The sequence below is a fragment of the Methanocalculus pumilus genome (genome assembly GCF_055382585.1).
Genome location: NZ_AP042393.1, coordinates 317,403 through 342,978 on the forward strand (window position 1 = coordinate 317,403; position 25,576 = coordinate 342,978).

Here is a 25,576-nt window from a genome sequence, read left to right on the forward strand (position 1 = left end):
ATCAGGCAGTTTTCCGGCTGAAGTGAAGGACTGATACCATGAGACGAGTTATCGGGCAGAAGATGAGGCACCCGATGCAGGAGCGGATGCTCTCACTCTTCAGGAGGCAGCACTCATGATTGCCATCCCTCCCTTCCTCATCTATATCATAGGTGCCGCCCTCCTCCCTCTCCTCCCAAAGAGGGTGCGGCATGAGTGGATGCTCTTTGTCACAATAACCGGGCTTGCCGCAATCAGCCTTCAGGAATACGGGATGGTGGTGCCGGTTCTTCAGCTTCTCCCCGGAATAGAGCTCTCCCTCCTCTTGGTTGACGGACTGTCACGGGTGGTTGGTTATATCTTTGCAGGAATCAGTGTCCTTGCCGTCATCTACTCGAGCCAGGAGGAGCGTATCTCCCACCAGATGGCATTACTGGTTCAGGTCGCCTCAGGAATGGGGATCGTCTATGCAGGCGACTTCATCACTCTCTTCATCTTCTGGGAGTTGCTCGCCCTCTCCTCACTTGCCCTCATATGGCATGGATATGAGGGTTCACAGGGTGCCGGGTATCGGTATGCCCTGATGCATATCCTCGGAGGGGTCTTCCTCCTGGCAGCTATCGCTGTTCAGTTTGCTGAAACCGGTTCGCTTCAGATCGGCCTGGCCGCCCCCGGCACTGCTGCCCTCCTCTTCATCATCGGGATCGGAATGAATGCCGCGATCATCCCGCTCCATGCCTGGCTTCCCGAATCATATTCAAAGGCATCGATTGTGGGATCGGTCATCCTCTGCATCTTCACGACCAAGGCAGCGGTGTACCTGCTGGCACGCACCCTCCCCGGTTCTGAGGCGGTGATGTACCTGGGAGCGATCATGGTCGTCTATGGGCTTGTCTTTGCGATCCTTCAGGACGATATGCGGATGCTCCTCTCCTACCATGTGATCAGCCAGGTCGGGTACATGGTTGCTGCGGTTGGTATCGGCACCACACTCGCCTTGAACGGAGGTGTTGCCCATCTCTTCAACTACCAGACCGGCAGACACCGCCTCTCCGAACTCGGTGGTCTTGGGAAACAGATGCCGATCACCTTCTATGTCTCCCTGATAGCATCTGCTGCCATTGCAGGTGTACCGGGGTTCAACGGCTATGTCAGCAAGGAGATGATCGTCGGAGCGGCTGCTGAGAGCGGTCTTTTAACCCTTGAGTTGCTCCTTCTGATCGGATCGATCGGTACCTTCCTCTCCTTTGTGAAACTGAACTACTATGCGTTCATAAAGGAGAAGCTTGATCTGGTCACACGTGACCCTCCGGTTCCAATGCTCATTGCAATGGTGATGACCGCATCTGCCTGTATCATATATGGTGTCTATCCATGGATCCTCTTCTCGATCCTCCCCTATCCGGTCACCCATGATATCTTCAGCATCACGCATATTTTTGAGATGATCCTCATCTTTGCTGCAGTGCTGCTGAACCTCAGGATCGTGAGGAGCATGATTCAAAAGCCGACCTATATTCCCCCCGATATGATGGATCTCTATCGTGCCGGAGGGCGTGGTGTCCTCTACCTCTCCCATACCCTCCTCCCCCGTCTCCAGAACAGCATCTCGGGATCTCTTGATGTGTGTGAACGGAGCTTCATGGTTCTCAAAAAACCCTCTCATGGCAGTGGATATCCTTTCACATGCGATATCTATGCCCCTTTCATTCAATCCTGAAAGGCGGAGAGAGAAGGAGATCCGGCTCTCTACTCTTATCACGATGTATCCGGAGGCGGTCCGGCAATCCTCCAATGCAGCATATGGCATCCTCCTTGCATCAGCGATCGCTTTTACCATCTTTCTGACGGTCTTTCTCATCTGATACCTGAACCGATCCTTTATTTTCTCAGGATACAGAAGTACAGGAAAGCCATGACAGAACCCTCCGGAGATACAGGCACATTGAATGCATACAGCAGGATAGCCGGGAATTCGGTTGGCGAAAAGTGTGAATCCCTTGGTGTTATCCCTGGTGAGCTGATACCGCTTTCAAGGCTGAAGACCATCCATGAACAGTACGGAATCGCGGTATATCTCTTCTTTGATGAAAGAATAGCCCGCTCGTCAACAATGCAGGATGATATTGTGGGTTTTTCTGTATTACCGCCAAAGGCACGCCCTTACCTTGAGATTGAACAGTTTTACAGGGTTATTGAAGAAGAAGGGTTGCTTCTCCTTGAGGATGATATGGTCTCAGCAGAGATAATAGCTGTCGGTAAGCTGGAATGCGCCTCCTGTGTCGGGGTGCGTTATGATCCTTATATCCGGGCTCTGCTCCCTCCAAATGAATAATTTATTCTGAACAATGAGCCGAAGCGATCCTGCCACAAACCGCATTCTTACCCTCAGGGAGGAAGAATCGGCGCTGCTCTCATATCAGGAAGATAGGCTTATAGAGATCATCCGGGATGTCGGGTTCTCCTGTGACGGATGCGGGCGATGCTGCACCGCATCCTATAACGGCCATGTCTTCCTCCTTGATCGCGATCTCCCCTATCTCCGAACCCATCATCCCAAAGCCCTTATTCCGGCGCCTGATTTTGAATATGGCGATTCAAATGGCACTCTGTATGTCTCGGGATATGCCTTGAAAGTCCATGAGGACGGGCGGTGTCTCTTTCTGGATGCAGGCAACCGGTGCGAAATCTATGAGAATCGGTTCTCGATCTGCCGCATCTACCCCTATATGCTTCACCGGGAACCTGATGCCAATGGGGTGGTGGACTGGCGGCAGATATCCGGCCTTGGAGAACACGGGGAATATCACGGTGAGATCACTGAAGAAGAGGCAACAACGATCGCTAACCAGGTCCTCTCCTATGAACTGGACTTTGTCCGGCAGCAGATCGGCTTCTGGGAAGCGATCTCCTTGTACTTCGACGAGCAGAACCTCAGGCATGTCAGGAAGATCTATGATCAGGCACTCCGGCGCTTCCGGAAGGGCGAGCCGGTGCGGGTGATGGTCTATACAAGAGGATCATTTGAAGAGCATATTGTAAGAATTGGGGAGTACAGCGGCTTTTCATCCCCATAACACATTCAGACCATGGCAAGGGTATTTATAGGGTAATATCAGTTTTCTCTATGTCACTCCCTTTCATTGAGACATTCCGCGGGATGATCACATCCCCCGGCGAAACGATCCGGAAGAGCAGTTCCGGAACGCTCACAGATTCAATCATCTACTTTTTGATTGTCATCTTCATCTACTCGGTACTGACAACAATCATTGAACAAATTATCGGCCCAATCCTTCCGATTCCCTTATCCCCAGGTGCGGATATCGTTATGATAATCTCCTTTATCATAGCACTCGTCATCTTCGGGACGATAGCACTGTTGATCGCCGGTGCCATCATCCATATCTGTGCGAAGATCGTCGGCGGCAAAGGCGATTATACCGCAACGGTGCGTGCCTTTGCACTTGCTGAGACACCTTCTGCGGCTATTGGGTGGATTCCCTTAATCGGCCTCTTAGCAGGTATCTGGGGCTTTATCCTGATGGTAATGGGTATCCGCGAGTACCATGGGATATCAACGATCCGGGCATTGATTGCAGTGCTCCTTCCGGTGATCGTCATCGTCATCCTGGTAGTCCTCGGGCTCATGTTCTTCATGATCGATCCGACAAGCGTAACGGTGACTGAGATCCCATCAGTCACCTTCTAGTATCATGTCAATTCTAAAATGTCGTAACTTTATTATATGATGAACGTAGTATAATATGTAATGAGAAAATATGTTGTGACTCTCACCAAGGAAGAACGTGATACCCTTAAAGCCCTCTCCTCTAAAGGTAAACAATCATCTCAAGCAGTTCTGAATGCCCTCATCCTCCTTGCATGTGATGAGGGCGAGCACCAGACACAGCGTTCAACAAATGAAGAAATATCTCGCGTTCTGAATATCAGTATGAGAAAAATCGACCGTGTAAAAAGCAGATTTGTTCTGGAAGGTCTTGATGAGGCACTGACAAAGAAAAAACCTGATAGGATCTATGACAAAAAGACCGACGGTGATTTCGAAGCTCGATTAATTGCTTTGAGTTGCAGTGAACCGCCAGAGGGCTATTCCAGATGGTCACTTCGATTGCTGGCAGATAAAATGGTTGAACTTGAGTACGTTGACACAATATCTCATGAAGCCGTTCGTCAGGTTTTAAAAAAACGAACTCAAACCGTGGCGAAATCAGGCGTGGGTAATACCTCCTAACCAGAACGGTAATTTCGTTGCTCAAATGGAACGGGTTCTGGATGTGTATAAGCGACCCTTTGATTCACAACATCCAGTTGTTTGCATGGATGAATCCCCAAAACAACTCATTTCTGAAACTCGACAATCAATACCCTGTACACCAGGATATCCTGCCAGACATGATTATGAGTATCGCCGTTGTGGCACATGTAATATTTTCATCGCGTGTGAACCTCTTGCCGGGAAACGATTGGTAAAAATAACTCATCGAAGAACCAAGCAGGATTGGGCCGAATTCCTGCGGGATATTGCTGCCCAATATGAAGATGCAGATACAATTACCCTGGTTATGGATAATCTGAATACACATGGACCGGGATCACTCTATGAAACCTATCCTCCCGAAATAGCCAAGAGTCTCTGGGATCGGTTTGAGTTTGTCTATACGCCAAAACATGGAAGTTGGCTAAATATGGCAGAAATAGAGCTGAGCGTTCTCACCAGCCAGTGCCTTGATCGAAGGATAGACAGTATTGAGGTTGTCCAGAGAGAGGTTAAAGCATGGGAAGAATCCCGAAATAACAAAGATAGTCGGATAAATTGGCAGTTCACGACTGAGGATGCACGAGTGAAGCTATCTCGCCTTTACCCGACTTTTGAAGTTTGACATGACACTAGATCCTTTTCCCTTTATATGAGGTATGGCTGACCCGTTACAATTTTTTTAATTGTTTTATCTACCCCCTAATTGTTTCCTCCTCTTAAATCTTCTTTCTTCTTAATCAATAACCAGAAATAGCCTACGATTCCCCCAAGAAGGCAAATAGATCCATAAGCAATAGGCTTGATTTGCAAAGATGGCTGCAGAAAAATAAGAGATACAGAAGGACCTATAGAATACGGTGATGCTTTTGCATCCTCCATTTTTTTGTTCCAATTGTAGTCATCCACTGCATAAATTATAAAAGTACCGAGTATTATTGTTACCCCTACCACCACGAGAAAAAGGTAAATATCTTTTTCTTTCACTTCCATTCTAATTCTCCCATCTGTTTTACATTCCAATTCATTTTATTTATTAATAAATGTTATTAATGGGAAAATATTTTTCCAATAGATATGCAGAAATACAAACCCGGTGATATTTTCAGATATGCAGAGGCTTGAAGATCTCCTCGAACCCCTCCATGAAGGTGTCTGGGAGGTGGTGGTGCCAAAGAGCGGGGTTGCCTCTCCACTTTCTGAGAACTGGGTTCTCTCCCGCATGAATATCCCCTCCCCCGGAACCCTTGCAAGCTACCGGTTCGGCCAGTACCACCTGCATGAGACTGTCACAGAATACCGGGTGCACCTTGACCGCTATGATCCAAAAGAGCATCCGGTTCTGCATCTTGCAGATGATGCCCCGCTCGTCCTGATGGTGATAGATACCATCTCCGCTCTCCTGATCGATTCAAAAAAGGCTTTTGTGCGGGATACTTCAGAAGTGCTCTCGGAGCAGACACGAGCCTGGAAGCTCGTTTTCTTCTGCGGCATCTTCATGCTCCTCTTTGGCATCCACATACTTACTGAACCATTCATCACATTTGACAGCCTCACCCGGCTCATCATCCCTCTCCTCTTCCTGGCTCTTTCTTATCCTTTCCTGAGGTCTGCGTTTGTAATCAGGCCATTTCGACTGCGATCGATTGGGCGTTTTGTTATCGGGCTTGGGATTGCTCTTCTTGCTCTCAGCACATTCTTCTCTGAACCGGATGAACTTGCAGGAACCTTCCTTTTTGTCCTGGCGATATGGACCTTTGCAAGTGCCTGGATCTCACTGAAAAGGGTTTTAAGGGGGAAAAAAGCTGTGCCTGAGAGGTTCTGGCTGCGGCTTGCGGTTGGTATCCTCTCGCTTGCCGTTGCGTTTATGACGATCATTGCACCGGAAGCAATCATCGCGATCCTGATGTATCTCCTGGCAGGGATTGCCCTCCTTATCGGCATCTACCTGATTGCAGAGGGGATGGCACTGAGAAAAAGGATGAGAATTTCGGATCCCGACAGAGAGGAAAGAACGGTATAATCTTTTTAACTCGCGGGGGTGAAGGGGGTGGAGCAGGAAGTCCCCGGTCTTCAGGCCGGGGATGAAAGCGGAGCCGCCCTTCCTCTCTACGATAGATATATCATCTTGGATTTACTATTATTTCATATCCCATATGAAATATAAACTCGATAAATCTGCACATTCTGTCTATGCTCTCTACTATCATCTGGTGATGGTTGTGAAGTATCGCCAAAAAGCGTTATATTCAAACGAGATTCGGGAACGTTTGAAAGATATTGTGTGGAACCTGTCGGAAGAATTGGGTATAGAGGTGGTTGCTCATGAACCCGCAGAAGATCACTATCACCTTCTGTTCAGGGCAACCCCGAAAACAAACCTCGTCAATGTTGCGAACGTGATCAAGGGCGTATCATCCCGAAGACTACGTCAGGAGTTCCCTGAAACAAAGAATCTTCTAAGGGGCGACTCATTCTGGTCCCCGTCGTATTTCCTTGTAACATCGGGACAGGTAAGCCTTGATGCTCTGAAAGAGTATGTTGACTCTCAACTGGAGAAGTGAATGATTATCTCCTACAAGTATCGGGCATATCCTGATGCGGCCACTGAGGCAAAGCTGAATGCCGCACTCGATACGTGCAGGTGGCTCTATAACAGACTTCTCGAAGAATGTAATGTCATGCGGGAGAACGGGATCCGGCCAACCATGCGAGGAACACAGGCACGGATCGTCACGCTGAAACAGGATAATCCGTTTCTCAAAGGTGTGTACTCGAAAGTGCTTCAGATGGTGAACTATTCTCTCTGGAGTAACATCGCCGCACTCTCGCAGATGAAAAAGAGAGGACGAAAGATTGGGAAACTTCGATTCAAGAGCGCATCCCGATTTCGGACCCTCAACTATAATCAGTCCGGGTTTTGGATCGACTCAGAGCAGAGCACGATCACGTTCTCTAAGATCGGAACAGTTCCCTTTACGATGTACCGACCATACACCGGATCGGTGAAAGGTGTCCTCATCACCCGGTCCGGTGATAAGTGGTTTGTGATCATCCAGGCAGAGCAGGCAGAAGCAGAGGCAGTCTCCGAGTCAATGCATGAAGGGCGATCTGTTGGCATTGATGTTGGTCTGAACTCATTTGCCGTTGATAGTGATGGTACAGTGATCGAGAATCCCCGGTTCTATGAGCGCTCGCTGAATACAATCAGGAAGTTACAAAGAAGCGTTGCGCGAAAACAGCGCTTTTCGAAGAACTGGAAAAAGGCAAAGAGCAAACTGGAGAAGGCGCATGATCATATTACGAACCAGAAGAGAGATTTTCTTCACAAACTCTCCCGGAGCTACGTTGACAGGTATACAACGATCTGCATCGAAGACCTGGATATCAAAGGTCTGAAGGAGAAAAGGAGTTCAAAAGGGCTGCACAGGAGCATTCACGATGTTTCATGGGGACGATTCTATTCATATCTTGGTTACAAGGCTGAGAGTGCTGGTACACAAGTGATCAAAGTCGATCCCCGAAATACATCACAAATTTGCGCGAATTGTGGAAGCATCGTGAAAAAGACCCTTTCTGAGAGAGTCCATGAATGCCCGTACTGTGGGTATGTTGCCGATAGAGATTACAATGCTGCGGTGAATATTCACCGCGTGGGGATGGAACATCCCTTTGAGCCTGTGGAGTCGATACCTCTACGTCACATCTCTGTGATGCAAGTATTGTCCATGAAGCAGGAAGCCCCATCCTTCAGGGTGGGGTAGTTCACATTGGCTTATAGGCGCCCCACTTCTCAAGGGCTCGTGCGAGCTCGGGTGCCCCTGCTGCCTTCTCTTCCAGTGAGAGGCCGTCCTGCCATGCCTCTATCGCCTGCATGGTGGCAGCTGCCCCGGCACGGGTGCCGTCCGGGTGGCCGTGAATCCCGCCTGATACGAGGAGCACGAGTTCTTCTCCATAGATGTCAAGGACATCGGGGACAAGTCCGGGGTGAAGACCGCCTGAAGAGACCGGGAAGGCACTTTTGATATGGCCCCAGTTCTGTTCAAGCGCCATCCCGGGAACTGCCTGCACCTTCTCCTCCCGCAGGACATCTGCGAGCACTTTCGCTTCCTGAGAGGTACCGACGAGCTTTCCGACTGCTGTTCCGGTATGGATCTGCGAAACGCCGATCAGACGCATCATCTTCGCAAGGAACTGCATGGTGATCCCATGGTGGGGATTGCGGTCAAATGCTGCGTGCATCGCACGGTGGGCATGTATTGCAAGGCCAAGGTCTGAACAGTAATCACGGAGCGTCATGACAGCGGCAAACCCGGCGACGACCACATCGATCATCGCATAATTCCAGCCGTTGGCTGCGAGCAGATCTGCCCGCTGTTTCATCGTCTCGGTATCAGCGGTGATGTTGATGAAGGCGGACTTCTTCTCGCCTGTGATCTGCTCAGCTTTATCACGTTTCTCTGTGAGGGCGGCCACCCGGTCATCGAACCGGTTGAAGGAGGTGGAGGTGAGATTCTCATCATCCTTGACAAAATCAAACCCTCCCATCCATGTCTCAAACCCAATCTCTGCATGTTCGGCAGCAGAGAACCCGATCTTTGGTTTTGGCACTGCTCCGGTCAGGGGGCGGCCATGGATCTTCATCAGCTTCCTGATCCCGTCATTGCCGAAATGCGGGCCATCGAAGTTTCGCAGATATGCCTCTGGCAGCGTTGCATCGATCAGCCTGAGCTGGTCGACTGCTTTCATACCGAAGATATTCCCGGCGATACCGCTTAAGAGCTGGATGGCATTCCCCTCTTCCCAGAGACCGATCGGATAGGCGATCTTCAGGTATGGTCCGTCTATCTCAAAGGCGGTTGCCTGGAGATCCCTCATCCTCGGCGGGAGGGAATAGAGGGTTGTCCATGTCCCCGTGGAGCTTTCAGAGGCAACCCTGCCTGCTGCTTCCTTCATACTGATCCCTGATGCCGGGGTGCAGGAGAAGAGACAGATGATATCATCCTCTGCGGGGGTATAGCTTGGGTCAACAAATTCATTGTACCAGTCAATTGCCATACTCATCCCTTTGCCAAAGAGATAGATAAATGTCGCTCTGTTGATAAGAGAACGATCAAAAAAAGGACAGGGTGGAGGTGATCCCTCTTATGCGAGGTAGTCGGCTGGTGTTGGGATCTGTTCCTTCAGACCTTTCCGCTTCCGGATGCTCATCACAACATCATTGACAAGGCTTGCAGGAACCAGCTGGAACCCGGCAAACTCGGTACTCCACATTGCACGTCCTTCGGTTGCCGACCTGAGGTCGCCTGCGAACCCGAAGAGTTCTGCAACCGGGGCAGTGCCGTTGACCACAATCTGGTCGCCTTCGGAATCTGTGGTGGTGAGCTGTCCGCGCCGACCCTGGATCTGGGAGATTGCCGCTCCCATCTGGTCCTGCGGGACAGTGATCTGGATCTTCTGGACAGGCTCGAGGAGCTGGTCATTTGCCATCAGGCATGCAGCTTTCACAGCAGCTCTCACTGCCGGGATCACCTGTGCAGGGCCACGGTGGATAGCATCCTCGTGGAGCTTCACATCCATCAGCCGGATCTTGATGTTCTGCACCTGCTCGTCTGCGAGCGGGCCGCCATCAAGGGCTTCGTGGAGGCCGTCAAGGATCAGTTCCATCGTCTCGTTCAGGTACTGGATACCCTTCGTCATGTCGATGAAGATATTGGTGGTGTAGATATCCTTGACATTCTTTGCCTCATCCTTATCCATGCCAAGGCCAACAAGCACATCACGCCGCTCGATCTGGTTCATGTTCATCGAGACATCGCCGTTCTGGATTGCATCAACAATAGCCTGGTCAAGGGGTTCAACCTCGATATAGAACCGGTTGTGGCGGTTTGGAGACTTCCCTTCGACAGGACCGGCCTTTGTGGTGACAGTCTCACGGTAGACGACGATAGGCTCAGACGTCACGATATCGACGTTCTTGTCACGGCGGATACGGCCGGTAATAACCTCAAGGTGGAGTTCTCCCATACCGGCGATTAAGTGCTCACCGGTCTCTTCATTGATGTTGACACGTATCGTCGGATCTTCCTTTGCGACCTGGCGAAGAACCTCAACCAGTTTGGGGAGATCCTTCATGTTCTTTGCCTCGACTGCAACTGTCATGACAGGTTCTGAGTAGTGCTTCAGCGACTCAAATGGTGTCATCTCTTTGCTGGAGGTGACTGTTGATCCGACAATTGCATCCTTTAAGCCGGTTACAGCTGCGATGTTACCGCCGACGATCTGTTCGACCTCGACACGGCTTGGACCCATGAAGATGCCGACCTGCTGGAGGCGGTTGCCCTTTCCAGCCGTTCCGACAACAAAGAGCTCCATCCCACGGGTGAGTTTCCCGGAGAAGAGACGGCCTGTTGCCACCTCGCCTGCGTGGGGATCAAAGGAGATATCGGTGACCATCATGGCAACGGGGCCTTTCGGGTCGCAGGTGAGCATCGCCTTTCCTTCGGGAGATTCCTTGTCACCATGCCAGATGATCGGGATACGCCGTTTCTGTGCGTCGATTGGGTTTGGAAGGTGCTTGACGACGATATCAAGGATCACTTCGTGAAGCGGGCTTGACTTTGCAAGTGCTTTCATGTCACCTGCATTGCACTTGTCGATGACCTCCTTGAAGGAGACGCCGCTCTTCTGCATGTAGGGAATTGAGACGGCCCAGTTGTAGAGCGCAGATCCAAAGGCGACGGTTCCGGTTGCTGCATCGAGCTTCCATCCGCCTTCGGTGTACATCTTCTCGTTCATCCCTTTGATCAGTTTGTTGACCTTGTCGATGACACGGCCAAGACGGATCATCATCTCCTGCGGGTCGACCTTCAGCTCGTTGATGAGGCGGTCGACTTTGTTGATGAAGAGTACCGGCCTGACACCCTCTTTCAGTGCCTGCCGGAGAACAGTCTCGGTCTGGGGCATCGGCCCTTCGACTGCATCGACGAGAACAATAGCACCATCGACTGCACGCATTGCCCTCGTGACGTCGCCACCGAAGTCGACGTGGCCGGGGGTATCGATCATGTTGATCAGGAACTCATTCCCGGCGTACTCGTGGACCATCGAGACGTTCGATGCATCGATTGTAATTCCACGAGCCTGCTCTTCCTCATCGGAGTCCATGAAGAGCTGTCTGCCTGAGAGCTCCTCTGAGATCATCCCTGCTCCGGAGAGGAGATTATCAGAGAATGTGGTCTTCCCATGGTCGATGTGTGCAACGATACCAATGTTACGGATAAATTCGGGCTTGTCCATCAGCTCCGAAACTTTCTCCACCATCTTTTTGCCGCGTGACATAATTCACCAAAAAAAGTATTGATTAGCGGGCGGACTTTGCAATCCGCTCGACCTCTTCCTTCTTACCGACAGAGAAACATTTCGAGTCGCCTTTTGATGCGGCGATCAGCTCATCGGCAAGCACCTGGGCTGCCGAGCGCTTCTTTTTGTGGGATCCCTTCCAGACGCCGGTTGCGATATATTTCATTGCGGTGTTCACCCTTCGGATCGGAGCGGTGTCAACAGACTTTGGCACGTTGATACCACCGTACTTCAGACGGACCGTCTCTTCACGGGGTCCGGCATTTGCGACTGCATCGACGAGAACCTGGATCGGGTTCTGCTTGGTCTTTGTGTGGATGATATCGAATGCATCCATCACAATCCTGGTGCAGAGCTGCTTCTTTCCGGTATTGTGCTCGACCTGCATCAGGCGGTTGATCAGCCGCTCAACGATTGCCATTGAGGATTTGGTGAACTGCTGCTGGGTGAGCCGTCCACAGCTGTGCGGAACAGCCATCGTCTTGAAACTCACGTACCGCTCAAGGCCGGGATCATTGATGACAACTTCTGATGGGTCCCATTTGTTAAAGAGGAGGACCACACTCTGTTTTGTCTCTGCTTCTTCCGTCATCCAACTCACCTGCGCGCCTTCTCCTTGCGTCCCATGACAAGCTCATGGAGGGAGACATTGTTCACAGCGGTCACGACGAAACGAACCCCTGGGATATCTCCCATGGAACGTCCCATACGACCGCCGATTCCCTCAATCGTCACTTCATCGTGTTCATCGATGAAGTTGATGGCACCGTCGCCGACTGCAAATGCGGTCACCTGACGGCCATTTTTGATCAGCTGCACACGGACGCACTTCCTGATGGCAGAGTTTGGCTGTTTTGCCTCAACACCGACTTTTTCGAGGACGATACCGCGGCCCTGGGGTGATCCCTTCAGCGGGTCAGCCTTCAGTTTCAGTTCAAGTGCACGTCGTGCATATCTGGAATCGCTCCAACGGAACTTCTTTGAGTCGCGCTGGAGTTTTCTCGCTGCAAATTTTCCCTGTCCCATGTATAGACCTCTATTTTCTGGTTTTTGATCCGGTGGATACTCCAGAATCTGGAATACATATTGCGCGGAAGTGTTTTATTATACTATCCGCAAGCCACTCGTTCCTACATTCATGAGTGGTCTCTAATAATAACCTTATACGTTCTCTTCTCCAATTGGTAACAACATGTCAGTCCGCATATACAAGGAGGTCCACTTCGATGCAAGCCACCGTCTCATCAATTATGATGGGAAATGCGCCCGTCTCCATGGCCACCGATGGCGCACCGAGGTCTGGCTTGAGGGGAATGTGGATGCAGCAACGCAGATCCTGATTGATTATAATTGCATAAAAAAGCTGGTCGAATGCTATGACCACCAGGTGATCCTCAACAAAGATGATCCGATGGTGGAATGCCTCTCGCAGTTCCAGGATGTCGTCACCACGCATGGAGATCCGACAAGCGAACTTCTGACTGTTGAGATTGCCGATATGATCGATGAAGCCTGCCGCTCAATGGGGCTTGACTGCCGGGTAGTCCGTGTACGGGTCTGGGAGTCTGATGGCTGTTATTCAGAGGTTGAACGCTGAATATGCAGGTCTGTGAGATCTTTCCGAGTCTTCAGGGTGAAGGGAGAAACCAGGGTCTCGGCTGCTGTTTCCTCAGGCTCGCCGGATGCAACCTCAACTGCCGCTGGTGCGATACCCCGGATGCGCGGGATCCGCTTGCAGGCGAAGATCTCACTACAGGCGATATCCTGAAAAAGATAGAAGAAACCGGGATCCGGTACCTCTGTGTGACAGGGGGGGAACCACTCCTCCGGCAGGATGAGCTTCTTCCTCTTTTACGAGAACTCTCTGCAAAAGGGTATATAATCGATATCGAGACGAACGGAACCATTCCCTTTGGCCAGACACAGCCATATGCTTCCATCTGCATGGATGTGAAATGCCCCTCATCAGGTGAGCGAAGCGATCTCAGTCTTCTTGCTGATATCAGGCCGACAGATTCTGTCAAATGTGTCGTGGCGGATGATGCGGATCTCGATTATGTATATGAACAGATCCGATCTATTCCGATCAGGGGTGAGATCTACATCTCGCCTGTCTATGGATCGAATTACAGACGAATTGCAGAGGTGCTGATGGAGTGGAATCTCCCCGTCCGTCTCCAGCTCCAGCTTCATAAGCAGATCGGGGTGCAATAAATGAAAGCAGTATGTCTCCTCTCAGGCGGGATGGACTCGGCCACCCTTGCCTACTATGCAAAGAATATGGGATATGATATCCTCCCTCTCCACATCACCTATGGGCAGAGGACAGAATCACGGGAACTTCGGTGCGCGCAGAAGATTGCTACACTCCTTGGTGCAGAGCCTCCTGTCGTCATCTCGCTTGACTATTTCAAAGCCTTTGGGGCAAGCAGCCTCACTGATATGGGAATCGAGGTGGAAAAATTTGAGGAATCTCCCGAAGAGCGTCCGAATACCTATGTACCATTCAGGAATGCCAATCTCCTTGCAATCGCCACCAGCTTCTGCGAGGCGCGGGGGGGTGATGCGATCTTCATCGGTGTGCAGGCAGGCGACTATATCGGGTATCCGGACTGCAGGGCGGAATTTATCCGGGCATTCCAGTCGGTCATCGACCTCGGGACGATGTCAGAGAAGCCTATCCGGCTGATGGCCCCGTTTGTCGGGATGAACAAGGCGGAGATCCTGAAGGTGGGTTTTGATCTCGCTGTTCCCTATGAAGAGACCTGGTCCTGCTATCAGAATGATGATCTCGCCTGCGGCACCTGTTCCTCCTGCCACTATCGGCTTGAGGCATTTCGTGCCGTCGGCAGATCTGATCCGATCTCATACCGGAGGCGCCCTTGACGATCATCTACCGGGGAAAGCGCCTCTTTGTTGAGCTGAAGACCATCGATCTCCCAAACGGCAGGACAAAGGAGACGATCATCGTCCACCCCGGCGGTGCTGTTGCGATGCTGCCATGCGATGGCGATGACTGTTACCTGATCCGCCAGTTCCGCCCGGCAATTGGCGATTACATCTATGAAGCGCCGGCCGGGACGATGGAGGAAGGCGAACTGCCCGAAGAGACGGCATCGCGGGAGCTGATCGAAGAGACGCGGATGCGCTCTGATGAACTCATCCCCCGTGGTGTCCTCATGACCTCCCCCGGCTTCACCGATGAGGTGATCCACCTGTATGAGGCACGAACCCTTTCACCGGCAGACAACTTCAAGCCCGATGACGATGAGGTGATCGATGTCGTCTGCCTCCCCCGGAAGGAGGCAGAATCTATGGCGCATGACGGGAGGATAATCGATGCTAAGACGATTGCTCTTCTTTTCAGGTGCAGACAGAAGAGATAATGCCCAATAATCATCTTTATTGGAGCAGAAGAACAATAATTACCCATTTTATAATGGTGACATACCCCCATGGCCGAAACAGTACAGACCGAGAAGGATGAGGCACGCCGACGGTACGAGTTCAAGAAGATGCTCGAACGTCTTGAAGAGAAAGAGGGGAGCGGAACCGAGCTGATCTCCCTCTATATTCCTCCAGATAAGCAGATATACGATGTAACTGCACAGCTCCGCGATGAGTTTGGGCAGTGCGCAAACATCAAGAGCAAGCAGACGAAGACGAATGTGCAGAGCGCTCTATCTTCGATCCTCTCGCGCCTGAAGAGCTATAAAACCCCGCCACCAAACGGGATGGCGGTCTTCTCAGGTGCCGTTAATGTCGGAGGAGACAGGAGCACATTTGAGACAATAATCGTTGAGCCGCCTGAGCCGCTTGGCACCTATATGTACCGGTGCAGCTCAAACTTCGAGCTGGAACCACTCAGGCTGATGCTTGAGGAGAAGTTTGTCTATGGCCTGCTTGTCCTCGATCGCCGCGAAGCCTACTGGGGATTCCTTCGTGGCAACCGGATTGAGCCTATCAATGGAACCACCTCGACTGTTCCGGGCAAACAGCGGAAAGGCGGCCAGTCGGCAGCACGTTTTGAGCGTCTCAGGCTGATCGCAATCAATGAATTCTATAAGAAGGTCGGAGAGCGGGCCAGCGAGACGTTCCTTGCTGAGAAGGATTTCTTCAACCGTTTCAAGGGGCTCCTCATCGGCGGCCCGACCCCCACCAAAGAGGAGTTTGCCGATGGAGACTATCTCCACCATGAGGTGAAGAAGCGGATGATCGGCCTCTTTGATGTCGCCTACACAAACGAGAGCGGGCTCTCGGAACTCGTCGATGCCGCTGCTGATGCCCTGAAGGGTGTTGACCTGATGAAGGAGAAGAACATCATGACAAAGTTCTTCAAGGAGCTCACCAAAGACGACGGCCTTGCAGCCTATGGTGAGTCGAGCATCAGGAAGAATCTCGAAGCCGGGGCTGTCGATATCCTCCTCCTCTCAACAAGACTCCGTGAGGTCCGCCTCCTGATCAGGTGCGGGGCATGTAATTATAGCGAGGAGCGGACGATCCAGATCGAGCCGGGAAAGAAGACCTCGAATCTTGATTTCGGCAACTGCCCGAAATGCACCTCACCCCTCTTCCTTGAGGAAGAAACAGATATCATCGATGAGCTGACGACTCTCGCCGACCAGAGCAGCACAAAAGTTGAGATCATCTCGGATGATTTTGAGGAAGGGGCAATGCTCTACAATGCGTTTGGCGGAATTGCTGCGATCCTGCGGTACCGGACGGGGTTATAATGTACCTGGAAACAATTGACCTGATTGGACGGGTCCTGATGGCATACACCGGGGAGGAGGATCCTCTCCTTGTCGATGGCGGCGACCATGCGGATATCGCATCCACGATTGCGTTTGCCTGCGCCAAAAAAGAGAAGAAGTCACCAGCGATCATTGCACAGGATCTTCTGGAGAAGCTGAAAGCCCACCCGGAGATGGATGGTATCTCGGTTGCTGCTGTCGGGCCATACCTGAACTTCACCTTTGGTAGTGACTATATCGGAAAGTCAGTTCAACTGGCACGTGAATCCGGGTATGGTTCGCTTCCCAAACGGCATGAACGGGTCATGATCGAGCATACCAGTGCCAACCCAAACGGACCCCTCCATGTCGGCCATATCAGGAATACCATCATCGGCGACACGCTTGCACGGACGTTTCGGAAGGCCGGGTATCCGCTTGAGGTGCAGTATTATGTGAATGATATGGGCCGCCAGATCGCAATTGTCGTCTGGGGTCTTCAGACACTTGGTATTGCCAGAAAAGATGGCGAGAAGGGTGATCACTTCATTGCCCGCGTCTATATCCAGGCAAACCGCGAGATCGAGAAGGATGAGTCGATCAACCGTGAGATCGAGCGGCTGATGCAGGAGATCGAACGTGGAGGGAAGGATGTTGAACAGGCCTTCCGTGAGGCGGTCGATACCTGTATCGATGGGATCAAAGAGACCCTCGCTGATCTGAATGTGGTGCATGACCGGTATGTCCGGGAGAGCACCTTTGTCAGGATCGGGGATATGCACCGCGTGCTCGATCACCTCTCCCGCATGGATGAGGGAGAGGATGATGGAGAACTCTTCTCCGTGAACCTCTCGGCATATGGGATTGAGAAGAAGTACATCCTCAGGCGTGGCGATGGGACAAGTGTGTATGCTGCCCGGGATCTCGCGTACCATATCTGGAAGAACGCAAACTATGACCGGATCATTGATGTGCTGGGAGCAGATCACAAGCTGATCGGAGCCCAGCTCTCCTCGACACTCAGGCTGATGGGTGAGCGTGCACCCGAGATCCTGCATTTCGAGTTTGTCTCCCTGCCGGAAGGGTCGATGAGCACCCGTGCAGGGAAGTTCATCTCCGCAGACGAGCTGATTGAAGAGGTCACCATCAGGGCATTTGAGGAGGTGACGAAACGGAGGCCGGAGCTAACAGATGAAGAACGGCAGGCGATCGCGAGATCTGTTGCCGTTGGCGCAATCCGGTACGATATCGTCCGGGTCTCGCCAGAGAAGAGCACCGTCTTTGACTGGAAGCAGGCACTTGATTTCGAACGGCAGAGCGCCCCCTATATCCAGTATGCCCATGCACGGGCATGCTCGATCCTGGCAAAGGCAGGTGAGTTTGACGGGATCTATGAGTATGAGGATCCCCATGAGATTGCGCTTGCAAAAGCTATTGCCCGGTTCCCGGCAGTGCTTGATTCTGTCGTCTCGGATCTCCGCCCCCATCTCCTCGCCACCTATGTCCGGGATTGTGCGGATCTCTTCAATTCTTTCTACCGGTTTGTTCCGGTCTTAAAAGCCGAAGGGAAGAGCCGTGATGCCAGGCTTGCGCTGGTTGACGCAACACGGAACACCCTTCGGGAAGCCCTGCAGACCCTTGGAATCGATGCGCTCGAAAGCATGTGATGCCCTGCGGAAGCAGGGATACCTCTTCTTCTCTCCTGATTCGTCTGCCGCGGTAAAGCCCTGCATGTGGAGCAAACGGGCGCTCCGCGGCGGGGATATGTGCTATAAACACCAGTTCTACGGGATCGAGAGCCACCGGTGCATCCAGATGACCCCGACACTCCGCTGCAACCAGCGATGCCTCTTCTGCTGGCGTTCGATGGAGCATGAGGTTATAGAGGAGGTGGAACTTGCACCCGGGGTGATCCTGGGAGCAGCCCAAAAACTCCATAAGAAGGGGCTTGCCGGATACAAGCCGCACCCGGATGTAACTCCTGAGCGGTGGCAGGCGGCTTCCGAGACGCCGAACCAGGTGGCAATCTCTCTCTCCGGTGAGCCGACCTGTTATTCACAGCTCCCGGCTCTTGTCGATCTCTTCAAAGAGAACGGGTATACCGTCTTTGTCGTCTCAAACGGAACCCGTCCGGAGGTGGTGGAGAAACTCTATCCGACACAGCTCTATATATCGCTGGATGCGCCGGATGAGGAGACCTATACGATGCTCTGCCGACCAAAAGGTGATTACTGGGAGCAGGTGCTCCAGAGCCTCTCACTTCTGTCGTCCCGGAGATCGGCTGTCCGGGTGACGCTGGTGAAGGGATTGAATGATCATTCGCCCGGGGCATATGGGCGGATCATTGCTGATGCCCATCCGGACTTTGTCGAGGTCAAAGGATATATGTATCTTGGATACAGTCGAAGCAGATTATCAATGGATCAGATGCCTGAACATGCCTATGTCCGCTCCTTTGCGGAGAAGATAGCGGAATCGGCAGGGTACCGGATCCGGGACGAGAGTCCGGTATCACGGGTTGTCTGTCTTGAGGAGGATCTATGAAGTTTGATGCAGAAGAGTTCAGGAAACGCTCGAAAGAGGATTTTGAAGGGGCATGGTATGACGGGCCGAAGGTGCTCTCCACACCGCCGGTATCACGGCAGTACCCGCGGTATACATACCGGCGCGCCCGCCCACACCCGGTCTTTGATACCATCCAGAAGCTCAGGCAGGCATACCTTTCAATGGGCTTTGATGAGGCGATGAACCCGGTGATCGTCGAGGAACAGGAGGTATACCGGCAGTTCGGTCCCGAAGCGATGGCTGTTCTGGATCGCGTCTTCTATCTCGGCGGCCTGCCGCGGCCAAATGTCGGGATCGCACGGAAACAGATCGAGGGGATCGAGGGGATCACCGGCAAACCCATTGATGCAGAGAAAGAAGAGGCGCTCCGCACCTGCCTGCATCGGTATAAGAAGGGTGACTTTGATGGCGATGATCTCACGCACGAACTCTCGGTGGTGCTTGAAATCGATGATGCGACTGTGGTGCATATCCTCGATTCCGTCTTCCCCGAGTTCCGGGAACTCGCACCCGAGTCATCCCGATCCACCCTCCGCTCACACATGACCTCAGGCTGGTTCATGTCCCTTGGCGAATGCTGGATGAGGAACCCCCACCCGATCCGGATGTTCTCGATTGACCGGTGTTTCCGGCGGGAGCAGGAGGAGGGGGCAACCCGGCTGATGAGCTACCATTCGGCATCCTGTATCGTCGCAGGCGAGGATGTCACCCTTGATGAGGGGATGGCGGTGGCAGAAGGACTCCTCTCAGCCTTTGGATTCACCGACTTTGAGTTCAGGCCGGATGAGAAGCGGTCGAAGTACTACATGCCCGGCACCCAGACTGAGGTGTATGCACGCCACCCGGTGCATGACTGGGTGGAGGTGGCGACCTTTGGGATCTACTCGCCATCCGCACTCGGTGAGTACGGAGTCGGTATCCCGGTGATGAACCTCGGCCTTGGCGTCGAGCGGTTGGCGATGATCCTCCACCAGGCAGATGATGTCAGAAAGCTCAGTTTCGGCCAGTTCTATCCCCCGACCCTCACCGATCGGGATCTCGCACGGGCAGTCTCTGTCCGGGAAGAGCCGTCAACAGAAGCAGGCCGCGTCCTTGCAACGGCAATCGCAGCAGTTGCCACAGAACATGCGGCAGTGCCATCCCCCTGCTCATTCCCCGTCTGGTCAGGCGAGATTGCAGGAACAGCACTCGATGTTGCTGTCATTGAACCTGAAGAGAATTCAAAGCTCCTTGGGCCTGCCTGCGGAAACGAGGTCTTCATCCATGAGGGTGCGATCCTCGGGGTGCCCGATACCGAGAAGTTTGCGAATATCAGGGCAAATGGCATCGAAACCGGCATCCGGTTCATCGATTCTGTCGCCCTTCTCGCAGCCGCCCGGATCGAGGAGGCGGCACGGTGCGGGGAAGGGACAACTGTGCAGGTGAAGATGGCAAAACTCCCATCAGATGTGAATATCAAAATCGCCGATCATGCGATGCGCTTTGTCACCGATAACCGGAAGAAGATCGATCTCCGTGGCCCGATCTTCATGACGGTGGAGAGCAGGGTCAGGGAAGAGTAAGAGATCCCTTCGCAGATCCTTACTTTCCAGAGGCAAATCCTCATTTCTTTTTTTAAATCACGCTATTGTCCTGACAATTCGCTCTTTTGAGAGCCTTCCTGCCCATCTCCTTCCAAGCAGAAGCAGCACGAGGCCGGGAACTCCGAAGAAGAGTTCGTTCCGGATGGTGATCCCGCTTTCAGGGGAGATGAATGTCTGGAGTCCGAAGACGAGGAAGATGAAGAGGAAGACAAAACCCATCCCGAGGAACTGGTTTTCACGCATTCCGAGGTAGAGCTGTGCGGCTCCGATGATACCTGCGGATGCTGCGGCATAGATTGGGAGGATGATTACGAGATGCACGAGCAGAAGCCAGGGGAGGGTGATCCCGACAGGTGAGAAGGCGAAGGCGACTGCCACGGTGATCAGGACAGAGAGGAGCGTCATCCCATATGCAGCTGTTGCGACGCCGAGGACTTTGCCCTCCCAGATCTGACGGAGGGAGACGGGGGCACAGAGGAGGGTCAGGATCGTCCCGTCCTTCTTCTCGCGGAAGAAGGCATCTGAAGAGAAGAGATATCCCATGAAGATCGCAAGCACCACCGAGAGGCTTGCAAGATGGCCGGCAAGAGCCGTGCCGGGATCGCCTGAGATGCCTGCCAGTATGCCGAGGGTGGTGAATACCGGGAACCAGATCGCAAAGATGAACGCGGCAATCAGGACCCCCTTGTTGGTGATCGCCTGGAGAAATTCCTTCCGTGCGATCGTACGCAGTTCGTTCATGCCGCCTCCTCTCCAGAATGGACATACCTGAGATAGATCTCCTCGAGGTTTGCGGATCGCTTCTTTGCCTCCTCGATCCGAAATCCTGCTGCCACGAGGGCAGAGATGAGATCGGGTACTCTTCCCTCTCCTGTGAGGGTGCAGATGATCCCCTCTCCCTCCCGCTCCGCTCTCTCTACCATCGGAAGGGCATGAACTGCCAGAAGCATATCTTCTGATACCTCCCCTTCCTCAAAGGCGATCCAGATCGATGATTCATTTCCGGAGGCAGTGAGCCGGGCAACAGAATCCTCTGCCCGGATCCGCCCTCTGGCAAGGATCGCCACACGGGTGCAGATCCGCTGCACCTCATCGAGATGATGCGAGTTGATGAAGACGGTCATTCCCCCGGATACAGAGAGGGAGAGGATCAGATCCCGCACCATCCGCTGGGCATCGGGGTCGAGGCCGGATGATGGCTCATCAAGGAAGAGAATCTCGGGCTTGTGGAGGATCGCACGTGCGATCCCGAGCTTCCGCTTCATGCCGGTTGAGAAGGTGCCGACGGGATCATATGCACGGTCGGCCATGCCGATCATCCCGAGCAGCTCATCCACCCTGTGATCCGGATCATCCATCCCATAGAGCAGGGCATAGTACCTGAGGTTCTCATAGGCACTCTGCCGTTCTGAAAAACCGTTATTCTCAAAGAGCACCCCGATTCGCCGCCGTGCCTCGTCATCTGATCCCAGATCGGCACCGTTCACCGTAGCCGTCCCGCCATCGGGTGTGAGGAGTCCGAGGAAGAGGTTGATCGTTGTTGTCTTTCCTGCCCCGTTTGGTCCGAGATACCCGAAGATATCGCCCTTCTCAACAGAGAATGATACATTGTCCAGAACCATCCGCCCATCAAAGGATTTACTGAGGTTCTCTGCCCTGATCGCATGCATGGTACACCAAAATGTAAAAAACTATTTACATTTATGAATTATGAAGGCATCGGTTCTGCCCCTTTCATCCTCTCACAAAGAGAACCGAGCAATACCCTGGCACCTGCCTTATCGAGCGGCTGGTTATCATTGCCGCACTTTGGCGAGAAGATGCAGGCGGGGCATCCGTCAGTGCACCGGCACTCGCTGACGATCGCTTCTGCAAGCGAGGCAACCCGGAAAACCAGATCATATGCCTTCTGAGAGAGCCCTGCCCCCCCGATATAGCCGTCATAGATGATGATCGCAGGGCCTTCCGTTGCCGGATGACAGGCAGTCGAGATGCCGCCGATATCATACCGATCACAGATGACAACACCGGGCATTGCCGCGATCAGGGCATGTTCGGCGGCATGGAGGGCGCCATCCGGATCGCCGATGCGCCCGTCTGCTAAGATATTCTCATCAATTGCGATCAGAAGCCCCTGTGTCGGGAATGAGAGCGGGGGTGCATCAACCTCGGCAGATCCGATCACCCGGTCATACCTGACGATACGGTATCCATAGAGCTCTTCGGTGACGGTCACCCCGGCAGATGAGATGGTGAAGCCTCCGTGGGAGACGCTCCTTTCAATCGTGCCGACCTCGACACTTTTCTTCATCAGGGGGCGGGTATGGTAATCGAGATCAGCCGCCTCAACCCGGATCTGGTGATCCTCGCGGTTCACCGATCGCACAATGTAGCTCTCACCCTGGTGGAGGATGATCGCACCCGGATATGCCTCGCGATATGCCTGTGAATCATCCATCGTCTCGATCAGATGGCCGTTATGGGTGATCCGGTATCCACCTGATGCCGAACCCGAGAGGGAGACGAGCTCAGATGCCCGCGAGGAGCCGGCATAGACGATCCCCCGCTTTGTTTCTGCCAGGATCTCCTGTTCTATGAGGGTTGCAAGATAGTCGTTCATCTCTGCTCCGAAATACCGGCAGTCAGAATCGCGTATCGGCACCTCGGCTGCCGCACAGAGGAGATGTCCTGAGAGGGCGATCGGGTTTCTGCAGTCGATTGCCGCATGCTCGTATGCAGTCTCAAAGAACCGGTCCGGGTGGTGCATATAGAACTGGTCGATCGGATCGTACCGGGCAACCATTGCGACAAGGCTCTCTCTTCCGCTCCTTCCGGCACGCCCTGCCTGCTGCCAGAAGGAGAGGGTGGTACCGGGATACCCTGCCATCACCACCGAGTCGAGGGTGCCGATATCCACTCCGAGCTCGAGTGCATTTGTCGATACGATACCCCGGATATTCCCCTCCTTCACCGCTGACTCGATCTCCCGCCGTTCATCTGCGAGATACCCGGCACGGTAGGCACAAATCGTTGTCTCCTGAGCTTCTCCGGCTGGAAATTCCTCGCGGGCCCTGAGCGCAATCACCTCGGCAAGACGCCGGGACGATGAGAAGCAGATCGTCTGGTACCCCTTGCGTATTGAAGCGGAGAAGAGATCGGTTGTTTCGGAGACGAGAGATGCCGTCGGGTCGCGGGCATAGGGGTTATAGAAGACGATTGCCCGCTCATTCTGTGGAGATCCGTCCTCACTGATGAGGCGGCATGCTCTGCCGGTGAGTTGCTCACCAAACTCCTCCGGGTTGCCGAGTGTGGCTGTTGCCAGGATGAATGCGGGATTGGCATCATAGAATGCGAGGACACGCAGAAGACGCCGGATCAGAAGGGCGATATGCGAGCCGAAGACCCCCCGGTACCGGTGTGCCTCGTCGATTACAATGAAGGAGAGCCCGGCGAAGAAATCTGCCCACTGCCGCCGCCAGGGGAGTATATGGTGTATCTCATGCATATTCGAGATGATGATCCGTGACTTTGCCCGGATGCCGGGGCGGGCATCGCGGGGGGTGTCGCCATCATAGACGGCGGGCCGCATCCCCCCTCCGATCGCAGCATCGATCTCCTGGAATGCCCTGAGCTGGTCGCGGGCAAGCGCCTTTGTGGGGTAGAGCAGCAGGGCACGGGCATCGGAATCGGTGAGGAGGCGGTCGATGATCGGGAGGGCAAAGGCGAGGGTCTTCCCTGACGCAGTCGGGGTTGCAAGGATGATATCCTCACCATCAGCGAGGGCTTCATATGCCAGGGCCTGGTGGATATAGGGTTTGATCCCTGATCTGGCGAGATACTCTTTCAGGCGGGGGTGAAGCCGATTTGGCACCTCCGCATACTGCGCCTCCCGTCCCGGCAGCGTTTTGATGAAGAGCGCATCATCCGGGTACCCGTACCGTTCCTGAAAGGATCTGAGGAGCGGGGAGGAACTCACCCTGCCATCTCCCGGTAGAATCGGAGGAGTTCGATGAGCGAGAGGACATCCTGCCGGTTATGCTTCAGCACCGGCAGAAGGGGCCCCGGATTCTTTGTTCTCCGGTAGATATCATAGAATTCGGGAACAAGGGCCCCCGGAAGATCTGATCCCCTCTCGATCCCGAGCAGCTCCTCTTCGACTGTGCCGAGACGGCAGTCGGGAAGCGTACTCCTCTGCATCCTCCGGGTGATATGGAGGAGATCGATCTGGTCTCTGGCAATTTCATGTTCTATACCATAATAGGCGAACCGGTCTGCCAGATATGGGAGATCAAAGGATCTCCCGTTATAACTGATGACTGTTGCATCCTGTGGCACCGAATCTCTCCAGGCAAGGAGTGCAGGGAGCTCCTCGTCGATATCGCGGGCGAGGAACTGGTGAAAGCAGATCCGGCCACCCCTGAGTTCAGCCGATCCGATCAGAAAGACCGGGCGGGAGAAGACACCGAGCGTCTCGATATCCAGAAAACAGAACCGCTCATCCGGCGAGAAGGCGGATGCCATGATGATGTCGGGATGTGTCCGCCCCATCCTCCCTGCGATTAAAGCGGCAACTGCTCGATAATCCTTGCTTTCAATGATACGAAGGACCTCTTCTGCATCCTTTTGGAACCGCCTGATATGCCGGAGATCACGGATCGTCCTGCACCCTTTCCTGATAAGCAGCTGTTCGGTGGCAGGCCCGATACCGGGTATAAGCCTGAGCCTTCTAACCAGGTGCTCTTTTACCTCTGCCGGATGAAGCGGGAACTGCTGATGGTCATGCTCTTCGGTGATCCTGAGGCAGATCCCCTCATCCGTCTCCACCTCGGTTCCCTTGCAGATATCAGCGAGGTCAGATCCCGCATAGGTTCGGAGGAGTGCATCGCGATTCTCCATGCATCTCTGGTATGCGGATGCGAAGACTGCGGATCGAGCGATATGTGCCCGGAACCGGTTGTCATGTTCGATGACGGAATAGCCGGGTGTAGCACTAATCCTCTGCCGCCAGAAAGAACCTGCATCCACAAAGGCACCCGCAGATCGTCCCATATGTACTCATCCGGGTGATCTGAGAT

General features: G+C 53.3%; 26 protein-coding genes. 17 read left to right on the forward strand and 9 right to left on the reverse strand.

Going from position 1 to position 25,576, the window contains the following annotated elements:
* The first annotated feature begins 115 nt into the window (after window positions 1–115).
* The 6 genes from ACZ44I_RS01625 to ACZ44I_RS01650 all read left to right on the forward strand — a co-directional run bounded on the left by ACZ44I_RS01625 (window position 116) and on the right by ACZ44I_RS01650 (window position 4,883).
* The gene (locus ACZ44I_RS01625) at window positions 116–1,699 is read left to right on the forward strand and encodes a proton-conducting transporter transmembrane domain-containing protein (protein ID WP_464549312.1); all 1,584 of its coding nucleotides are present in this window, start codon (window positions 116–118) and stop codon (window positions 1,697–1,699) included.
* Window positions 1,677–1,844: a hypothetical protein gene (locus ACZ44I_RS01630; protein WP_464549310.1), complete on the forward strand. Its 168-nt coding sequence runs from the start codon at window positions 1,677–1,679 to the stop codon at window positions 1,842–1,844. Before ACZ44I_RS01625 ends, ACZ44I_RS01630 begins: the two co-directional genes overlap by 23 nt.
* 50 nt (window positions 1,845–1,894) lie before the next feature.
* On the forward strand, window positions 1,895–2,314 hold the full coding sequence (locus ACZ44I_RS01635; RefSeq protein ID WP_464549308.1) for a hypothetical protein: 420 nt from the start codon (window positions 1,895–1,897) through the stop codon (window positions 2,312–2,314).
* A gap of 13 nt (window positions 2,315–2,327) precedes the next feature.
* Window positions 2,328–3,056: a YkgJ family cysteine cluster protein gene (locus tag ACZ44I_RS01640; protein ID WP_464549306.1), complete on the forward strand. Its 729-nt coding sequence runs from the start codon at window positions 2,328–2,330 to the stop codon at window positions 3,054–3,056.
* Window positions 3,057–3,106: 50 nt separating this feature from the next.
* Window positions 3,107–3,691, forward strand: a complete 585-nt coding sequence (locus ACZ44I_RS01645; RefSeq protein WP_464549304.1) for a YIP1 family protein — start codon at window positions 3,107–3,109, stop codon at window positions 3,689–3,691.
* Window positions 3,692–3,751: 60 nt separating this feature from the next.
* Window positions 3,752–4,883 (forward strand): IS630 family transposase gene (locus tag ACZ44I_RS01650; RefSeq protein ID WP_464548541.1). Its coding sequence is split into 2 segments (ribosomal slippage): window positions 3,752–4,185 and window positions 4,184–4,883, totalling 1,134 coding nucleotides; the frame shifts between segments, so codons are not numbered across the junction.
* 77 nt (window positions 4,884–4,960) lie between these two features.
* On the opposite strand, the gene ACZ44I_RS01655 is transcribed toward ACZ44I_RS01650, so the two are convergent.
* The gene (locus tag ACZ44I_RS01655) at window positions 4,961–5,251 is read right to left on the reverse strand and encodes a hypothetical protein (protein ID WP_464549302.1); all 291 of its coding nucleotides are present in this window, start codon (window positions 5,249–5,251) and stop codon (window positions 4,961–4,963) included.
* Between the two features lie 118 nt (window positions 5,252–5,369).
* Here ACZ44I_RS01655 and ACZ44I_RS01660 point away from each other — a divergent pair, with 118 nt between their 5' ends.
* The 3 genes from ACZ44I_RS01660 (at window position 5,370) to ACZ44I_RS01670 (ending at window position 8,022) form a co-directional block, all read left to right on the forward strand.
* The gene (locus tag ACZ44I_RS01660) at window positions 5,370–6,281 is read left to right on the forward strand and encodes an HdeD family acid-resistance protein (protein WP_464549300.1); all 912 of its coding nucleotides are present in this window, start codon (window positions 5,370–5,372) and stop codon (window positions 6,279–6,281) included.
* A 133-nt stretch (window positions 6,282–6,414) separates the two neighbouring features.
* A complete protein-coding gene (gene tnpA, locus ACZ44I_RS01665) occupies window positions 6,415–6,822 on the forward strand; it encodes an IS200/IS605 family transposase (RefSeq protein ID WP_464549298.1) in 408 nt (135 codons plus the stop codon).
* Entirely contained in the window at window positions 6,823–8,022 is a 1,200-nt protein-coding gene (locus tag ACZ44I_RS01670; RefSeq protein ID WP_464549296.1) for an RNA-guided endonuclease InsQ/TnpB family protein, read from the forward strand.
* A 1-nt stretch (window position 8,023) separates the two neighbouring features.
* On the opposite strand, the gene rbcL is transcribed toward ACZ44I_RS01670, so the two are convergent.
* From rbcL to ACZ44I_RS01690, 4 genes are all read right to left on the reverse strand, one after another.
* Window positions 8,024–9,316: a type III ribulose-bisphosphate carboxylase gene (gene rbcL, locus ACZ44I_RS01675; RefSeq protein ID WP_464549294.1), complete on the reverse strand. Its 1,293-nt coding sequence runs from the start codon at window positions 9,314–9,316 to the stop codon at window positions 8,024–8,026.
* 87 nt (window positions 9,317–9,403) lie between these two features.
* Complete coding sequence (locus ACZ44I_RS01680) at window positions 9,404–11,599, reverse strand: elongation factor EF-2 (RefSeq protein WP_464549292.1); 2,196 nt, start codon at window positions 11,597–11,599, stop codon at window positions 9,404–9,406.
* 22 nt (window positions 11,600–11,621) lie between these two features.
* A complete protein-coding gene (locus ACZ44I_RS01685) occupies window positions 11,622–12,212 on the reverse strand; it encodes a 30S ribosomal protein S7 (protein ID WP_464549290.1) in 591 nt (196 codons plus the stop codon).
* A gap of 5 nt (window positions 12,213–12,217) precedes the next feature.
* Entirely contained in the window at window positions 12,218–12,646 is a 429-nt protein-coding gene (locus ACZ44I_RS01690) for a 30S ribosomal protein S12 (protein WP_255332250.1), read from the reverse strand.
* A gap of 166 nt (window positions 12,647–12,812) precedes the next feature.
* Here ACZ44I_RS01690 and ACZ44I_RS01695 point away from each other — a divergent pair, with 166 nt between their 5' ends.
* The 8 genes from ACZ44I_RS01695 to sepS all read left to right on the forward strand — a co-directional run bounded on the left by ACZ44I_RS01695 (window position 12,813) and on the right by sepS (window position 20,480).
* Window positions 12,813–13,217, forward strand: a complete 405-nt coding sequence (locus tag ACZ44I_RS01695; RefSeq protein WP_464549288.1) for a 6-pyruvoyl trahydropterin synthase family protein — start codon at window positions 12,813–12,815, stop codon at window positions 13,215–13,217.
* 2 nt (window positions 13,218–13,219) lie between these two features.
* The gene (locus tag ACZ44I_RS01700) at window positions 13,220–13,834 is read left to right on the forward strand and encodes a 7-carboxy-7-deazaguanine synthase QueE (RefSeq protein WP_464549286.1); all 615 of its coding nucleotides are present in this window, start codon (window positions 13,220–13,222) and stop codon (window positions 13,832–13,834) included.
* Window positions 13,835–14,506, forward strand: a complete 672-nt coding sequence (gene queC, locus ACZ44I_RS01705) for a 7-cyano-7-deazaguanine synthase QueC (RefSeq protein ID WP_464549284.1) — start codon at window positions 13,835–13,837, stop codon at window positions 14,504–14,506. It abuts the gene before it with no gap.
* Window positions 14,503–15,006 (forward strand): NUDIX hydrolase, encoded by a 504-nt coding sequence (locus ACZ44I_RS01710; RefSeq protein WP_464549282.1) that lies wholly within the window; start codon window positions 14,503–14,505, stop codon window positions 15,004–15,006. Before queC ends, ACZ44I_RS01710 begins: the two co-directional genes overlap by 4 nt.
* A 69-nt stretch (window positions 15,007–15,075) precedes the next feature.
* Window positions 15,076–16,353, forward strand: a complete 1,278-nt coding sequence (gene prf1, locus ACZ44I_RS01715; RefSeq protein ID WP_464549280.1) for a peptide chain release factor aRF-1 — start codon at window positions 15,076–15,078, stop codon at window positions 16,351–16,353.
* Complete coding sequence (argS, locus tag ACZ44I_RS01720; protein ID WP_464549278.1) at window positions 16,353–18,020, forward strand: arginine--tRNA ligase; 1,668 nt, start codon at window positions 16,353–16,355, stop codon at window positions 18,018–18,020. The genes prf1 and argS overlap by 1 nt, the downstream gene beginning before the upstream one ends.
* Window positions 18,001–18,897, forward strand: a complete 897-nt coding sequence (gene twy1, locus ACZ44I_RS01725) for a 4-demethylwyosine synthase TYW1 (RefSeq protein ID WP_464549276.1) — start codon at window positions 18,001–18,003, stop codon at window positions 18,895–18,897. Before argS ends, twy1 begins: the two co-directional genes overlap by 20 nt.
* Window positions 18,894–20,480, forward strand: a complete 1,587-nt coding sequence (sepS, locus tag ACZ44I_RS01730) for an O-phosphoserine--tRNA ligase (RefSeq protein ID WP_464549274.1) — start codon at window positions 18,894–18,896, stop codon at window positions 20,478–20,480. The genes twy1 and sepS overlap by 4 nt, the downstream gene beginning before the upstream one ends.
* Before the next feature lie 57 nt (window positions 20,481–20,537).
* Here sepS and ACZ44I_RS01735 read toward each other — a convergent pair whose 3' ends face one another.
* The 4 genes from ACZ44I_RS01735 to ACZ44I_RS01750 are packed head-to-tail and all read right to left on the reverse strand — an operon-like array spanning window position 20,538 to window position 25,550.
* The gene (locus tag ACZ44I_RS01735; RefSeq protein WP_464549272.1) at window positions 20,538–21,242 is read right to left on the reverse strand and encodes an ABC transporter permease; all 705 of its coding nucleotides are present in this window, start codon (window positions 21,240–21,242) and stop codon (window positions 20,538–20,540) included.
* Entirely contained in the window at window positions 21,239–22,171 is a 933-nt protein-coding gene (locus tag ACZ44I_RS01740) for an ABC transporter ATP-binding protein (protein ID WP_464549270.1), read from the reverse strand. Before ACZ44I_RS01740 ends, ACZ44I_RS01735 begins: the two co-directional genes overlap by 4 nt.
* 38 nt (window positions 22,172–22,209) lie before the next feature.
* Window positions 22,210–24,477 carry a DEAD/DEAH box helicase gene (locus tag ACZ44I_RS01745; RefSeq protein ID WP_464549268.1) on the reverse strand — a complete coding sequence of 756 codons (2,268 nt, stop codon included), beginning with the start codon at window positions 24,475–24,477 and terminating at the stop codon, window positions 22,210–22,212.
* Entirely contained in the window at window positions 24,474–25,550 is a 1,077-nt protein-coding gene (locus tag ACZ44I_RS01750; protein WP_464549266.1) for a ribonuclease H-like domain-containing protein, read from the reverse strand. Before ACZ44I_RS01750 ends, ACZ44I_RS01745 begins: the two co-directional genes overlap by 4 nt.
* Window positions 25,551–25,576: the final 26 nt, after the last annotated feature.